The following is a 15,107-nucleotide window of genomic DNA, read 5'->3' on the forward strand; positions in this document are numbered from 1 at the left end:
CGTAAAAGCGTGACTTAGGGCTTTTCCGTTCCTGCTAATCTGCAATCAGGGCGACGGGAATCCCGGCGTAAACGCACGGAAACGGCCTGCGAGGACTCTCTTGTGAAGCATTATTCCCTGATTGGTATCGGCATCTATTTTTCATCATGGGTCGGCGTCGCGCTGCTTGGACTGGCCTATTGTGACTGGCATGAGGTGGCCTACACCGTTGTGCTGATGCCGCTCATATCGCTGGCCGTTGGGACCGCGATCGTTCTGTTCCTGAAATTTGTGCTCAAAAAAGAGCGGAGACTGGCCAGTTTCTACCGCTCCCGCATCCAGCAACCGGTGTGGCGGGCCGTGTTCTGGCTCCTCCCCTTTCCGGCCCTCACGCCTCTTGTGCTGCACATTCTGCATGGGCACCCGCAAAACAACGATATGCTGGGACTGAAAATTCTCGCTTTGCTCAGTATTATTATGGCGGGGGAAGTTCTGGCGCTGGATGTGACGGAAGAAGTTGTGGAAGGCCGCGCCGCAGACCCTCATCTGGCGGAAACAACTGAGCCATCCTGACAAGACCGCCTGCCCATAAAAAAAGCGGGCCAGAAGCCCGCTTTCCATGATGCTCTCTCAGCATACCGCTTGACGGGAGAGCCTCTTATTTTTTGACGTCCGCACTATCATTCGCAGGCTTGGCCGTGCTGGTCAGAACCGTGCTCACCGTGCTGCGCAGGATCATGACGCGGACATTCGGGGCAATTTCCACCTCAATTTCCTGACTGTCATCACGGGATTTCTGCACAATCCCGATAATGCCGCCTGCGGTCACAATCCGGTCCCCGCGACGCAGAGCCTTCAGCTCATTCTGAAGCTGCTTCTGCTTCTGCTGCTGCGGGCGAATCATCAGGAAATACATAATGACGAACACGCCGATAAACGGCAGGAACGACATCAGACTCGAACCAGCCCCACCGCCACCGGCGGACTGGGCATAGGCTGCGGGAATAAGAAAATTGGACATGATGGCAGACTTTCCGGAAAGGCTGGTTGCGCAATGAAGATGCGTGACCATAATTTTCACGGCTCACACGTCAAGCATCCCGTGCCTGATAAACCGTAGCCCTGCTTCTTTTTCTGCCCGCCCGTTCCGGCAAACTGACCTTCCACCCCAACCATGGACCCTGCCCTGATGGATTCAGCCCCTCTCTCCGTCCTTGAACGTATTGCGTCAGCGCTGGAGCGCCTCTCCCCTCCACCGCCAAGTCTGGACGGGGTGGATCAGGCGGATGCCTTTGTCTGGCTGCCCGAGCGCGGGCAGCTGCTGGCCGTCCCGCATGTGGCGCATGTTCCGGCCACCCTGTTGCAGGGCGTGGACTCGCAGCGCCAGACGCTGATGGACAATACCGAGCATTTTGCCCGTGGGCTGCCTGCCAATAATGCCATGCTCTGGGGCTCCCGCGGGATGGGCAAGTCGTCACTGGTCAAAGGGGCGCATGCACTGGTTAATCAGGTAGAAGGCAAGCCCTGCGCGCCCGGTCAGGGCCGGGTGGCGCTGGTGGAGATCCAGCGCGAAGATCTGGCAACCCTGCCCGAGCTTCTGGCCATGCTGCGGCAAAGCCCGCGCCGCTTTATTCTCTTCTGTGATGATCTGTCTTTTGAAAAAGAAGACCGGGATTACAAAGCCCTGAAATCCGTGCTGGATGGCGGCATTGCCGGGCGGCCTGAGAATGTTCTGTTCTATGCCACGTCAAACCGCCGGCACCTGATGCCGCGCGAGATGATTGAGAACGAACGCGCCACGGCCATCAATCCGTCTGAAGCCACGGAAGAAAAAGTGTCCCTGTCTGACCGGTTTGGCCTGTGGCTGGGGTTCCATGCCTGCCCGCAGGATGTGTTTCTTGACATGGTGCGGACCTATGCGGGAGAACGCGCCCTTCCCATCAGCGATGAGGATCTGACGGCCCGCGCCAGCCAGTGGGCCATCACCCGCGGTGGCCGTTCGGGCCGGGTGGCGTTCCAGTTCATTGAAGACCTTACGGCAGAACTGGCCTCCAGCCGCTAGACCCTCCGCTCGCTCCCGACGTACAGCCAGCTAAGGACATCCCGCTTTATGGCTCTTCCCGTTTTTGCAGGTCTCGCCGCCGAGCCGGTGGATAGTGTTGCGCATATTATTCAGGTCGCACTCACTCCGGTTTTCATGCTCTCGGGCATCGGCACCCTGCTGAACCTGTTCAATACCCGTCTGGCCCGTGTCTCTGACCATATTGAGCAGGCCAACGCCCTGCTGACGGATGAAAATGACGACCCGGACCGCAATCTGACACTGGAGAAGCATCTGGTGCGTCTGCACCGCCGCACTCTGATGCTGGACACCGCCATTCTGGCGGGGGGCCTTGGGGGCGCGGCTTCCTGCGGGGCTGCCTTTGTGCTATTTCTGGGCAGCGTGCGGGATTCCTCCGTCGCCACATGGCTGGTGGTCATGTTCGGGCTGGCGCTTGCCTGCACGGTAGGTGCACTCGCTCTGTTTCTGGGCGACAGTCTGATTGCCTGGCACGGGCTGAAGCGGGAGGGACCTATGCCCAGACCGGCACCCAGGGCAGCCTGATTTTCAGTTTGCGAATAATTTGCAAATAAAAACGGACGAACCCGGCTCTCCGCCCTTTCTGCGTCTTGCCTCTTTGTGTGATATACGGTTGCATACATCCGCTATTAGGCCGTGTCAGGGTGACGCAGCCCCGAACGTCATGACATGAGGCAAGATGAACCAGACCGTTCAGAGTGACACACCAGACGATACACCCTCTTTTGGCGCGGGGCATAACACGACCGGCACGGACCTGCGGCGCGTCCGCTCCAATCCGGACTTCTGGTATCCGGTGGCATGGTCAAAGGAACTCAAGCCGGGCAAGACCATCGGCACGCGGTATGCCGGCACCCCCATCGCACTGGTGCGCCCGACGGAAGGCGCGATTTTTGCACTGGAAGACCGCTGCGCACACCGGCAGGTGCCGCTCAGCAAAGGCAAGGTCTGTGGTCAGTCCGTCCAGTGCTGCTATCATGGATGGGCCTATAGCCGTTCAGGCCGCTGCATTGATGTGCCGTATCTGGGCAAGGGCAAGCTGCCCAACGGAGTACGCACCTTTCCCTGCCGTGAACAGGATGGCCTGATTTTTGTTTTCCCCGGAGACCCGGATAAAGCGGATTCCGTGCCGCTGCCGCCGCGTCTGGCCCGTGTGGGAGACCCGGCATACAAGACCCGCTTCTTCGGGCAGGAAGTCAAATGCCACTACAGCTTCATGCATGAGAACCTGATGGATATGAACCATCAGTTCATGCACATGAAGCAGATGGGCCAGATGCGCCCGCGCTTTCTGGGCCAGAAACGCGAGCCCGGTCTGGTGGAAGCCCAGTATTCCTTTGCCCGCACCAGTGGCAAGCAACCTCTGGGTGAAGCCCTGATTTTTGGTGAACGCCGCGATTCCTCGGAAAAATTCCAGCATCGTGACGTCATGACCATCCGCACGGAATATCCCTATCAGACACTCCGTATCCAGACAGGGGATGAAGACCCGGTGATGGATCTGTGGATTGTCTATGTCCCGCAGGATGCGGAAGAACTGACAAACCGGACGTTCGGCCTCCTGTCTGTCAAACGCCCCAAGGTGCCGGGGGTGCTGGAACTGGCATGGCCGTTCCTTGTCGCGTTTACCGAACGGATTTTTGCGGAAGACCGTGAAATTGTGGAGCTTGAACAGCAGGCATGGCGTGAACTGGGTGGGGACCACAATGTGGAGGTCTTCCCCGTCATCAACGCCCTGCGTGGCCTGCTGGCGGAATGCGGTGTACCCGCACCGGCTGTGAATGCCTGACATCACGTCTCTGGTTCTGGAGACGCCGCCCTACCGGCTGCGCCCCCTTCTGCCTGATGATGCGCCTGCGCTGCACAATCTGGTCAATGACTGGGAAGTGGTGCGCATGCTCAGCCGCCTGCCCTTCCCCTACCCGCGGGCACTGGCGGATGACTGGATTGCCTCCACGCTCTCCATGCATCGGGCCAGAGAAGGCTGCCATTTCGCTATTCTGGATGAAAATAATACCCTCCTTGGCTGCGTGGGCCTGCGTGTGCAGACCGTGCCGCAGGTGGGGCGCGTTGGGATGCTGGGCTACTGGGTTGGCCGCACATACTGGGGCCGGGGCATTGCGACCCGGGCGGCCGGGCGGCTGGCCCGCTGGGCGCTGGCTAATCTGGATATTACCTGCCTGCGCGCCACGGTAGCGGAGGATAACGCAGCCTCTGCCCGTGTTCTGGAACAGATCGGGTTCCGGGCGATTGGCGCGGACAAGCAGATGTTTGTGGCCCGTGGCCGCGAGCACCCGGTCCGTGTTTTTGAAGCCACGCGGGATGATCTGGATACCCCTTCCGGCACGCCACAGAGCGAGGGGGCAGCCCCCCGCAAACTCGTGCTGGTTTCCGCCGCCGCGCTGATTGACGCACAGGGGCGTATTCTGCTGGCCAGACGCCCGGAAGGCAAAAGTCTGGCCGGACTCTGGGAATTCCCTGGCGGGAAGGTTGAACCCGGAGAAACGCCGGAAGCCGCGCTGGTGCGGGAACTGGAAGAAGAGCTTGGGCTGGATGTCTCCCGCGCCTGCCTTGCGCCGTTTACCTTTGCATCCCACGCCTACAAGGCGTTTGACCTGCTGATGCCGCTCTATCTGTGCCGCCGCTGGAGCGGCTCCCCGACGGCGAAGGAAGGGCAGACACTGGCATGGGTGGCGCCGGAAAAACTGCATGATTACCCTATGCCGGACGCGGATATTCCTTTTGTGCCGCTCTTGCAGGAATTGCTCTAAACTACGCCCGACCCGCTGCATGGCTGAGCCCTCCGTCGGGACTATGGATAGAGGCTTGACGAACAGAACCTGCCTCCGCATAACAAAACCCTTACCGTGCGTTAAAGCACGATAAAACCTCGTGATTTGTACGGCCGGCTTGCGGCGAGGTAAAATAAACGCGCTAAAGAGGCCATGGCGACGCACTGCCGACGCCACGGTTTCCACGGTCACACTGCGCTGCACAGCAGCAAAAGAACCGGATACCTCGTGATGAGTGACAGCAAGACCTCTTCTTCCAAAGCCTGGCGTCCCGCCACCCGCCTTTTGCATGCAGGACTGGAACGCACCGAATATGGTGAAACCAGCGAGGCGCTTTTCCTGACATCCGGCTTTGTTTACGAAAACGCCGAACAGGCCGCTAAAACCTTTACGGGTGAAGTCTCACACTATCAGTACAGCCGCTTTGCCAACCCCACAGTGGTTGCACTGGAAAAGCGTCTGGCCGATCTGGAAGGGGCTGAAGCCTGTGTCGCGACCTCAACGGGGATGGGCGCGGTCTCTTCCGCCCTGCTCTCCCACGTTAAAGCCGGGGACCGCGTTGTGGCCTCCCGCGCACTGTTCGGCTCCTGCCACTGGATTGTAGCCAACCTGCTGCCGCAATATGGCGTGGAAACCGTGTTCGTCGATGGCGGGGACCTCGCCGCGTGGGATGACGCCTTCAGCAAGCCAACCGCCGCTGTGCTGCTGGAAAGCCCCTCCAACCCCATGCTGGATGTGCTGGACCTCGCCGCCATCTCAGAGCGTGCGCACAAGGCCGGGGCACTGGTCATTGTCGATAACGTATTTGCCTCCCCGCTCTACCAGAAGCCGCTGGAACTGGGCGCGGATGTGGTCGTGTATTCCTGTACCAAACATATTGACGGACAGGGCCGCGTGCTGGGCGGGGCCGTACTGGGCAGGGAAGACTGGATTAAGGAAACGCTCCAGCCGTTCGTCCGTAATACTGGCAATGCTCTCTCGCCCTTCAATGCGTGGGTAATGCTCAAGGGGCTGGAAACACTTGCCCTGCGCGTGGAAGCCATGACGCGCAATGCGGCTGCGGTGGCAGACTACCTCGCCTCCGCGCCCGGGATTGTCAGCGTGCGTTATCCGGGCCGCAAGGATCATCCGCAATACGCGCTTGCCCAGCGGCAGATGACGGGTGGCGGCACCATGGTCGCGTTTGAAGTTGCTGGCGGGCAGGAAGGGGCCTTTGCCTTCATGAACGCCCTGAACCTTATCGCCATTTCCAACAATCTGGGCGATGCGCGCTCCCTCGTGACGCACCCGGCCACCACCACCCATATGAAGATCGGTGAGGAAGAACGGGCCAAGCTCGGGATTTCTGAAGGCGCGATCCGCTTCTCCGTCGGGCTGGAAGACAGTGCCGATCTGATTGATGATCTTGCCCGTGGCGTGGCGGCTCTCGCCAAAGCCTGATCAGGCCCTGACTTATACCTGCCTGCCGCCGGTCTGCTGTGGCTGTTTCAGCACACAGCAGACGGGCGGCTTCCCTTTTCTGATCGCTTCGTGATACTGCCAGCGGATTGTTGCCGTGGTTTCTGCGCTGCGGGATAAAACCCGCTGGCGTGAAGCAGGCCTTTTTTATTTTTTGCGCAGGAGCAGAACACCCCATGCCTGACTGGCCGGACTCACCGCCCATGTCCCCCGATCATGATGACGCCATGAGCGACCTGTTCGCCTCAGCGCCGATGTATGAAGCCGTGACGGGAGATATGCGCGTCTGCGTACAGGTGTTCTGGCTCCCGGAACAGTCTGAACCTGATGAGGACATGTATTGCTGGGTTTACCGCATCCGCATTGAAAATGGCGGCACGGCCCCCATCCAGCTCAAGGAACGGACCTGGCAGATTACGGACGGCGCAGGCCGGACGGAATATGTGCATGGAGAAGGCGTGGTGGGTGAACAGCCCGTTATCCGCCCGCAGAACGGGTTTGACTACACTTCCGGTGTTTCCCTCACCACGGCGGGGGGCTTCATGCGGGGGTCTTACCAGATGTGGAATGTCAATTCCGGCAAACGGTTTGACATCACCATTCCGCCCTTCAGCCTTGATAGCCCGTTCCAGTTCCGCCAGATCCATTAACGTGAAGCAGTCAGAACTGCTTCATCACCACGCAGACCGCAGGAGAATGGCATGAGCGACCCTCTGCCCAAAACCAACCGCCCCACCCGTGAAGAGGCGGAAGACGCCATCCGCACCATGCTGCGCTGGGCCGGGGAAGATCCGGAACGCGAAGGCCTGCATGATACGCCTGCCCGCGTGGCCCGTGCGTATGAAGAGTTTTTTCAGGGGTATGAAATCGACCCTAAAACCCTTCTGGAACGCACGTTTTCTGAAGTGGAAGGGTATGATGAAATCGTGCTGCTGCGCGATATCCGCTTTGAAAGCCACTGCGAGCATCACCTCGCCCCCATTATTGGCCGGGCGCATGTGGCCTACCTGCCGCGCCAGCGCGTGGTCGGTATTTCCAAGCTGGCGCGTGTGGTGGATGCCTATGCCCGCCGGATGCAGATTCAGGAACGGCTGACGGCGCAGATTGCCAACACCATCAATGATGTTCTGCAACCCCACGGCACGGCTGTTATTATTGAATCCAGCCATGAATGTATGACGACCCGCGGCGTGCATCGCCCCGGTGTCTCCATGGTGACAAGCCAGATGCTCGGTGTGTTCCGCACCAGTTCCGACACACGGCGCGAACTGATGGCAATGCTGAACCGCCCGGCTGCCAGCGAATACTGAGACGGCCAGCGCGGAAAAGCGCGGTTACTTTGATTTTTGATTAAAGCGTTTCCGGCGCAGACGGCCCTGAAGATCTGCTTCAAGCCGCCTGCGCCGGGATAACAGAAAAGCGTCAGTCCGTTGCTTTTTCTGTCAGGTGATAGACCAGCGTAACGCGCTCATCTTTATGCGGCGCACGGCTTTCGGGCACGATGGTAACACCGATATTTTTCTTCACATACAAAGCCTGAATGGCTTTTTCATCTTCCAGCACGGTTGCTGGGGTGACCTGATCGCCCGGCTGACGATGCACGGCCTCTTTCAGGGCTGAGGTGGCAATGTGCAGATTGCCATCAAACCCAAGGCTTTCCAGCACGAGCGGCTTGTTCAGATGCGCCGGGCCTCCGGTTTCTTCAATCGCCCACTCAACCTGAACGCGTTTGCCGTCCAGCCTGAGGTTCTGATGGAATTTTCCGCCGATATTCTGCTGCTGATACAGCTTCATAATATCCTGCAAGCCTTGCGTGATCTGCGCCTGCGTTACCATACTTCCGACATGGAACGGCACCACAGCCATAATGGCAGGTGTGCTGACCAGCTTGTTGCCGGACACCTTGATCTCCTCAACCCTGACCGGTGTAGCCGGGGCCGGAAGCCTGACATCCGGATGCACGCCGGGTGCCGCGGGGCTTGGTGCGTCATTGGGCGGCAAGGATGTTGCCTGCTGTGCCCATGCTGCGGCTGGCGGCATGGCGCAGGCCAGACTAAGAGCCGCAGGAATAAAATGGGCAGTAAGACGTCTCATAAGAGGCTCCATCCTGTTGAACACTGTTCCATATGATGCACAACAGGAGGCGCCTGCCAATGCACTATATTGTCACAGTGGTACCCAGCACGCTGAGAAACTGCGCCAGCCAGGCCGGATGCGCGGGCCATGCGGGGGCCGTCACCAGCTCTCCGTCCGTTACGGCGTCCGTCACCGCAATATCGGCATAGGTTGCGCCAGCCAGTTCCACTTCCGGGCGGCAGGCCGGGTACGCCGAGACTTTACGCCCCCTGATAACATCCGCCGCAGCCAGCAGTTGCGCGCCGTGGCAGATAGCGGCCAGAGGCCGGTCCGCAAAGGCTTTGACAATTTCAATCACGCGCGGATGCATGCGCAGATGCTCCGGCGCGCGGCCACCGGGGATGATCAGACCGATATAATCGTCCGTATCAATCTCCTCGAACGTCGCGTTCAGCTCAAAGGCGTGGCCCGGCTTTTCGCTGTAGGTCTGCGCGCCTTCAAAATCATGGATGGCCGTAAGAATCTTGTCCCCGGCCTTCTTGCCGGGGCTGACCACATCCACCTTGTAGCCTACCATCAGCAGCGCCTGATACGGCACCATGATCTCGTAATCTTCCACATAATCGCCTGCCAGCATCAGCAGTCTGACATCTTCAGTCATGAGCATGATCCTCTTTCAAACCTTCACGCAGCCGGGGCATGAGTTCCACAAAGTTACAGGGGCGATGGCGGCTGTCGAGCTGAAACACCAGAATATCATCCCAGCCGTCTTTGACAGCGCCGGTTGAACCGGGGAGCGCAAACAGATATGTTCCGTCCGCAACGCCTGCGATTGCGCGGGACTGAATGGTGGATGTGCCGATCTTGCGGTAGGACAACATTCTGAAGAGTTCGCCAAAGCCTTCGATGCGCTTTTCAAGCACACGGTCAAAGGCTTCCGGCGTTACATCACGCCCGGTCACCCCGGTGCCCCCATTCGTGATGACCACATCAACCAGAGGGTCTTTGATCCAGCGTGTGAGCTGTTCTGTTATCTGCCCGACATCATCGCGCACAATCGTGCGGTCTGCCAGCACATGGCCCGCCTGCTCAAGGCGGGAGACCAGCGCCTGCCCGGATGTATCGGTTTCAAGGGTGCGGGTGTCCGATACGGTCATCACCGCAATACGCACCGGCAGGAAGGGGCGAGTTGTGTCTATTTTTGTCATAGGCCGAATTCATCACCTGATCCGGCAGGCGTCAACGCATCGCAGGGAACGTTCTGCTGCCGGGTGTCGTTAAAATGCCACCAGACATGCGAAAGACTGTTTAAGGGTGAAAAAAAGTTTAGACATTATGATGCCGCTTTGAAACACTATGCCCTCCTCCCCAACGCCTCCGTAACAAAAATAAAAAGAAACATGACAAGATTCTCCTCCGGCTTCTCTTTTTTCTGCGCCCTCTCCTTCGCCTGCTGCCTCACCCCGGCTTTCTCCTCCAAGGCCTCAGCCCAGTTGCTGACAGGCGGGAACAGTGCTGCTGGCCTGTGGCCCAGTCTGGAAGCCAATAATGAGGCTAATCCGGTGGAAGACCCCGGTCCGCTGTTTTCAGCGCCCTACGGGAAAAACCATTTTTTTGGTGACTGGTGGGGCGCGCAGCCCTGGCTGCTGGACCACGGCATCCATATTCTGGCCGACGTGCATGAAGAACTGGCCGGGAACTTCCGTGGCGGCATGCGTCAGGGTGTGACCAATGCCGGTCAGGTTGGTGTGGAACTGGATGTGGACTGGGGCAAGCTGACGGACCTCAATCTGCTCAAGGGCTTCTGGTCCCACATGATGGTGGTAAACGGGCACGGGCAGAATCTGAGCACCCGGTTTATCGGGGATTCCATTGGCGGCGTGCAGCAGATTTACGGTGCCCGAGGCAACGTGGTGGCGCATCTTGTCTATCTGTATGGCGAAAAATCGTTCCTGAACAACCATCTGGACATCAGCGCAGGGTGGATTCCGGTGGGCAGCTTCTTCGCCGCCTCTCCGCTGTTCTGTATGTATATGAACGTGGCGGTCTGCGGGAACCCGGCCCCCAACAAGTATACGGAAGGCAACCGCGACTGGCCCTCTGGCAACCTTGGCGCCGTGGCCCGTGTCATGCCGACCAGTGACACCTATATTATGGCTGGCCTGTTTGCGGTTTCCCCACATGCCTTCAACGGCGGGATTTCCGGCTGGGCCTGGGCGCAGGATGGTCTGGGCAAGTTCTCAACGCCTGTGGAAATCGGCTGGATGCCCTCCTTTGGCCGCAACCATCTGGTGGGGCATTACAAGGCTGGATACAGCTACGATAACTCCAAATACAAAGATCTGTATGAGGACATTAACGGCAACTCCTGGGTGCAGACAGGCCAGCCAGCCCGCTACCACGCAGGCCGGGCCAGCGCATGGCTTCAGGCAGACCAGATGCTGGTGCGTAATGGCGATGGACCGACCAACGGGCTGATCGCCATGGGTGGCTATATGTGGACGGACGGCAAAACCACCGCGATGTCCCACCATCTGTGGGGTGGGCTGCTGGAAACCGGCAAGCCATGGGGCCGCCCGAATGACAGTATCGGCATGATGTATCAGTGGCTGAAAATGAGCCGCACCGTGGCGCTGCAACAGGAAGCCTCGATTATTGCCGGGCAGGATTTTCAGACCAACCAGTGGGGGCAGGTGTGGGGTGTTCAGTCCCATGAAAACATTTACGAATTTTTCTATAACGCCCACATCGCCAACGGCCTGACGCTCCAGCCGGACTTCCAGTACATCAACCGGCCGGGTGCGACGACGACGTTCCATGACGCCGCCGTTATGGCGCTTCAGTTTAACGTCGTTCTGTAATCTGCGGGATGGGCCGCAGGGCAAGCGCCCTGCCGCCCAGTCTGGCAAAGGCCTCCGCGTGGCAGGTCAACACCAGAATCTGGAACCGGGTGGCGGCATCGGCCAGCACATCAAACATGCTCTCAAGACGCTGCGAATCTGAAAAACTCAGCGCATCATCCAGCACCAGAATGGCCGGAGACTGGCGGGCATGGAGCAGTTCCGCAAAGCCCAGACGCACCAGCACCGCAATCTGCTCACGCGTCCCGTCTGACAACCGGCCAAATTCTTCCGCCGTCCGGCGTGTCAGCCCGGACAGCGCAAACCCCGTATCCATCTCCAGAGAGGCTCCGGGGAACACGGCTGAAAATGCGGGCTGCATGGTGCGTACCAGCGGGGCGAGGTAGCGCTCCGTCTGCGTTTTTTCCGCATCACTCAGCGTCTGGTCCAGCAGGGCCAGTGCCGCACGCTCCCGCTCATAGCCCTCACACTCCAGCCGGAGGCGGGCGGCGGCGCGTCCTGCCTCGGCAATTTTTTCATCCAGCCCGTCTCCTTCGGCCACACGCACGCGGGTTTCACGCTCCCGGATCTCCTCACGCAGACGCACAACAGACGCGCGGCCATTGTCCAGAGCCTGTTCCCGCCGGGCAATCCGGGCCTCCACTACGGAAAGCGGCTGTTCCGCCTCCCGTCCCGCCCGCAGCCTCTGACTATGCGCTTCCGCCTGCGCCTGAGTCTGCACGGCCCCGGCAGCCCGTTCTGCCAGAGCGTCGTCACTTTCCTGCGCGGCCCGGACAGCAAGCTCCCGCCCGATCTGCTCACGCTCAGCCTGCTTCTGCCGCAAAGCCGCCTCGGCTTTATCCTGAAGCCCCTGTGCCGCACTCAGGCTCACATGCTCCGCACGCTCGGCCTGCCGGGCCTCATCCGCGGCGCGGGCAGCACTGTCTTCCTCCTGCCGGGCTGTTGTCTGCATCTGCTGCAAGGCTGCGTCGGTCTGGTCAGCCTGTTCCGGTCGCCCACCATCCGGCGTACAGGCCTCAAGTTCACGCGCCAATGAGGCCATACGATCCCGCATATCCTGCCGCATGGCAGCAAGTGCTTCAAACAAAGCAGTATCCCGGTCGTCCCGCGCGGCAGGCAGAGACGCCACAAAAGCCGCGCGGGCTTCCGCCACCCGTGTTTCGGCCTGCCGTCGCTCTTCAAACAGCCGTTCCGCCTCTTCCACCGTCTGACACCCGGCTGCCTGCATGACAGACTGAAGCTGGTGGCGCGCTGCATCCGCTGTGGCCTGCGCCTCCTCCTGATCCTTAACCGCAGGTGTAATACGGACCTGACCGATTCCTTCAATCCGGAGTTCAGCCGCCTGCGTCAGAACCATGTCACCCTGCGGGCAGGCCGCGCCATCCAGCAAAACACGACCTGACGCCTCGGGGAGCAAAGTAACAGTCAGACGGGTGGCGCGGGCGTTCAGCGCCGCCTGTGCGGCGTCCATCTCCCGCACGGCTTTCCGCACCCGGCGGATAACAGCCTCATCAACCCGCAGGGCTGCCAGCGCGGCGCGGGCTTGCTCCAGATGGGTGCAGGCGGCCTCCGCGCGCGCAAGGATCTGCTTCTCCCGCTCCAGCGCTCCCTGCTGCTGCAAGACCGCCGCACGGCGCGAAATAGTCAGGAGCGCCTGCCGCGCAGCCTGCTGCTGCTGCTCAGCCTGCTCCCGTCGGGTCCGGCTTGCCTCATAACGCTGCCGGGCCTGCGCGGTCCGCTGGGTCAGGGCTTGCAGGTCATGCTGCATTTCCGCCGACTCACGCTCCAGCCTGCGGTGTGCCGCCTGCCGCTCCCGCCGTCGCTCCTGCTCATCCCGGATGCTGTTCAGGGTCTGGGTGGCTGTCGCAAGGGCGGCTCTGGCGGCCTGTTCTTCCGCGTCCGCAATCCGCAGCGCATCCCGCTGCTGGCGCAACGCCAGAAGCTCGGCTTCATCCTGCGCTTTCCGGTCCGGGTCCTCCTGCTCCCGCAAGGCCCGTCGCGCCTGATCAAGCGCGACCAGATCCTCCTCCAGCGCGACCCGTCGGTTTTCCAGTTCCCGCAGCAAGGCCTGTGCCTGCGCTTCCTGCTCAAGTGCGTGTTTATATTTGCCGGTTGGCTGCGCATTTTTGGCCGTCTGAAGCAGATAAAGCCGCTCCCGCACCCGGTTGAGCACGGCACTGGCCGCGGCACCGCCCGTCACCTGCTCTACCCCCTGCTCCAGACACCCGCGCAGGCTGTCCTGCCCGGTCTGGTTCAGGTCCGGCTGCACAAAGCTTTCGCCCTGCCCCACCAGCAAGGCGCTCCACAGGCCAGTGGCTTCTCCCTTACTGGCTTCTTCCAGCCCCAGCAGGGCGCGCAGAGCCTCTTCCGCCTGATCCCCCTCAAACCGCTCCGGCCCTAAAATAAGCCGGGTAAACGCCTTGGAAAGAAACTGCTTTTCCAGATGGCATTCCATACCCTTCCATGTGAAGGACAGGGCGACATGCGGCGCGCCACCGCCATAAGGCTGCAAGTCCTTCACGGGCTTTGCTTTGGAACTGGACCGCACCATCAACACCGCTTTCAGAGCGGTCAGAAGGGTGGATTTCCCGGCCTCATTGGGGGCTGCCAGCACATTCAGCCCCGGCCCCAGCCCGTCCAGACGCACCGGAGAGGCAAAGCGGCGGAATCCTTCAATCTGTACGTCCGTCAGGATCATCCTGCCTGTGCTCCCACATCCTGCCAGAACAGAAACAGCCGTTGCAGGGCATCCGCCGCAAGCTGCCCCTCAGCACCCCCGGCCTCTGACCGGGCCAGCAACTGCTCCGCTGCCGCACGCACGGCCCCACCAGCCCCAAAGCGATCAAGATCTTCTGTCCCGGCAGAGAGATGCGGCGCGCCCGTCAGGCGCAGACAGGCCATGGCCCCGCTCAGGCGTTTAAGAATTGTGCTTTCATACAGCGCCATATCCTCCACCGGGAGCAGGCCGGACACGGCTGCCCAGACCAGCACCGCGCCCGGATTATCCGGGGCAATGCCACGGATGCGTGCTTCCAGCGCCAGAACATCCTGCCTGGATGTCAGCACCACATCCTCCAGCTTTTTCCAAAGATAGCGCCCGGTTCTGTGGCGGGTGATTTCCGGCTCGGCCCGCGCCCCGCGCAGCGTGACGACCACAGCCTCACCGCCGCCCCCGCCACCGGTTGTAAACCGGTCTGTCTCCGGCGTGCCGGAATAGACCGTCCGGGCATCAATCTGGCAAAACCCATGCCAGTCACCAAGTGCCAGATAGGCCAGTCCGGCCCGCCGGGCGCGGTCCAGCGCCACGGGGTTATGCTCCGCCTCACTCTCTCCCCCAAACCCGACAACCGAGCCGTGGGCCAGACCAATGCGCAGGGCATCCGGCGGGGTTTCGGCCTCATCCATATAGGCCGTCAGGTCCGTCAGCACATGGCGGCGCTTCAGCACGGCAGGCAGCAGCCAGCCATTCTGTACCGGATCAATCAGAACCGGACCCGGCTCCCTGTGTATCTGCACATTCGCGGGCAGACCGCTCCGGAGCAGACGCGCCCAGACCCCTTCAGGCTGATCCGCATCATGATTACCGGGGATCAGATGCCACTGGAGATCCGGAAACTCCCGCATCCGCTCAATGGGTTGATGCAGCGTCCGTTCTGCCGGGGTTTCATGCTCATACACATCCCCCGCCACCAGCACGTGGGTCACCCCTTCCTGCCGGGCCAGATGGCCAAGCCGCCGGATCACTTCCAGCCGTTCCGCCTGTAATGCGCCAAGCGTATCATCATCGGCAAAGCGGACTACGCGGCCAATCTGCCAGTCTGAAGTGTGAATAAATTTCATTAAGCCGGTCACAGTGCTGGG

The 15,107-nt window shown here is 60.6% G+C and carries 15 protein-coding genes and 1 riboswitch; of the genes, 9 read left to right on the forward strand and 6 right to left on the reverse strand.

Going from position 1 to position 15,107, the window contains the following annotated elements; genetic code table 11:
- The first annotated feature begins 102 nt into the window (after positions 1-102).
- A complete protein-coding gene (locus tag JK199_RS00150) occupies positions 103-552 on the forward strand; it encodes a hypothetical protein (protein WP_025825343.1) in 450 nt (149 codons plus the stop codon).
- 85 nt (positions 553-637) lie between these two features.
- Here the strand turns inward: JK199_RS00150 and yajC are convergent, their stop codons facing one another.
- A complete protein-coding gene (gene yajC, locus JK199_RS00155) occupies positions 638-1,003 on the reverse strand; it encodes a preprotein translocase subunit YajC (protein ID WP_179194576.1) in 366 nt (121 codons plus the stop codon).
- 165 nt (positions 1,004-1,168) lie between these two features.
- Between yajC and JK199_RS00160 the strand changes: the two genes are divergently transcribed.
- The 7 genes from JK199_RS00160 (at position 1,169) to folE (ending at position 7,619) form a co-directional block, all read left to right on the forward strand.
- Positions 1,169-2,041 carry an ATP-binding protein gene (locus tag JK199_RS00160; protein WP_212372892.1) on the forward strand — a complete coding sequence of 291 codons (873 nt, stop codon included), beginning with the start codon at positions 1,169-1,171 and terminating at the stop codon, positions 2,039-2,041.
- A 48-nt stretch (positions 2,042-2,089) separates the two neighbouring features.
- On the forward strand, positions 2,090-2,584 hold the full coding sequence (locus tag JK199_RS00165) for a DUF2721 domain-containing protein (RefSeq protein WP_212372894.1): 495 nt from the start codon (positions 2,090-2,092) through the stop codon (positions 2,582-2,584).
- A gap of 154 nt (positions 2,585-2,738) precedes the next feature.
- A complete protein-coding gene (locus JK199_RS00170) occupies positions 2,739-3,848 on the forward strand; it encodes an aromatic ring-hydroxylating oxygenase subunit alpha (RefSeq protein WP_212372896.1) in 1,110 nt (369 codons plus the stop codon).
- The gene (gene mutT / locus JK199_RS15920; RefSeq protein ID WP_212372897.1) at positions 3,841-4,830 is read left to right on the forward strand and encodes an 8-oxo-dGTP diphosphatase MutT; all 990 of its coding nucleotides are present in this window, start codon (positions 3,841-3,843) and stop codon (positions 4,828-4,830) included. The genes JK199_RS00170 and mutT overlap by 8 nt, the downstream gene beginning before the upstream one ends.
- A gap of 108 nt (positions 4,831-4,938) precedes the next feature.
- A riboswitch (SAM riboswitch) is annotated at positions 4,939-5,018 on the forward strand.
- A gap of 64 nt (positions 5,019-5,082) precedes the next feature.
- A complete protein-coding gene (gene metZ, locus JK199_RS00180) occupies positions 5,083-6,291 on the forward strand; it encodes an O-succinylhomoserine sulfhydrylase (RefSeq protein ID WP_212372899.1) in 1,209 nt (402 codons plus the stop codon).
- 194 nt (positions 6,292-6,485) lie between these two features.
- Complete coding sequence (apaG, locus tag JK199_RS00185) at positions 6,486-6,959, forward strand: Co2+/Mg2+ efflux protein ApaG (RefSeq protein ID WP_212372901.1); 474 nt, start codon at positions 6,486-6,488, stop codon at positions 6,957-6,959.
- 51 nt (positions 6,960-7,010) lie between these two features.
- Positions 7,011-7,619 (forward strand): GTP cyclohydrolase I FolE, encoded by a 609-nt coding sequence (gene folE / locus JK199_RS00190; RefSeq protein ID WP_025825331.1) that lies wholly within the window; start codon positions 7,011-7,013, stop codon positions 7,617-7,619.
- A 112-nt stretch (positions 7,620-7,731) separates the two neighbouring features.
- Here folE and JK199_RS00195 read toward each other — a convergent pair whose 3' ends face one another.
- From JK199_RS00195 to moaB, 3 genes are all read right to left on the reverse strand, one after another.
- On the reverse strand, positions 7,732-8,403 hold the full coding sequence (locus JK199_RS00195; RefSeq protein ID WP_025825329.1) for a POTRA domain-containing protein: 672 nt from the start codon (positions 8,401-8,403) through the stop codon (positions 7,732-7,734).
- 64 nt (positions 8,404-8,467) lie between these two features.
- A complete protein-coding gene (locus JK199_RS00200; RefSeq protein WP_212372903.1) occupies positions 8,468-9,046 on the reverse strand; it encodes a DJ-1/PfpI family protein in 579 nt (192 codons plus the stop codon).
- Positions 9,039-9,593 (reverse strand): molybdenum cofactor biosynthesis protein B, encoded by a 555-nt coding sequence (gene moaB, locus JK199_RS00205; protein ID WP_025825325.1) that lies wholly within the window; start codon positions 9,591-9,593, stop codon positions 9,039-9,041. The genes JK199_RS00200 and moaB overlap by 8 nt, the downstream gene beginning before the upstream one ends.
- Positions 9,594-9,785: 192 nt before the next feature.
- Here moaB and JK199_RS00210 point away from each other — a divergent pair, with 192 nt between their 5' ends.
- Positions 9,786-11,246 carry a carbohydrate porin gene (locus JK199_RS00210; protein ID WP_212360831.1) on the forward strand — a complete coding sequence of 487 codons (1,461 nt, stop codon included), beginning with the start codon at positions 9,786-9,788 and terminating at the stop codon, positions 11,244-11,246.
- Here the strand turns inward: JK199_RS00210 and JK199_RS00215 are convergent.
- Together JK199_RS00215 and JK199_RS00220 are read right to left on the reverse strand one after the other, a co-directional pair.
- Positions 11,230-13,944 carry an AAA family ATPase gene (locus tag JK199_RS00215; protein WP_212372905.1) on the reverse strand — a complete coding sequence of 905 codons (2,715 nt, stop codon included), beginning with the start codon at positions 13,942-13,944 and terminating at the stop codon, positions 11,230-11,232. The genes JK199_RS00210 and JK199_RS00215 overlap by 17 nt on opposite strands.
- Positions 13,941-15,086, reverse strand: coding sequence for a metallophosphoesterase family protein (locus tag JK199_RS00220; RefSeq protein WP_212372907.1), 1,146 nt, complete (start codon positions 15,084-15,086; stop codon positions 13,941-13,943). The genes JK199_RS00215 and JK199_RS00220 overlap by 4 nt, the downstream gene beginning before the upstream one ends.
- Between the last annotated feature and the right edge of the window lie 21 nt (positions 15,087-15,107).

It is taken from the genome of Acetobacter persici (assembly GCF_018256955.1).
GTDB lineage: Bacteria > Pseudomonadota > Alphaproteobacteria > Acetobacterales > Acetobacteraceae > Acetobacter > Acetobacter persici.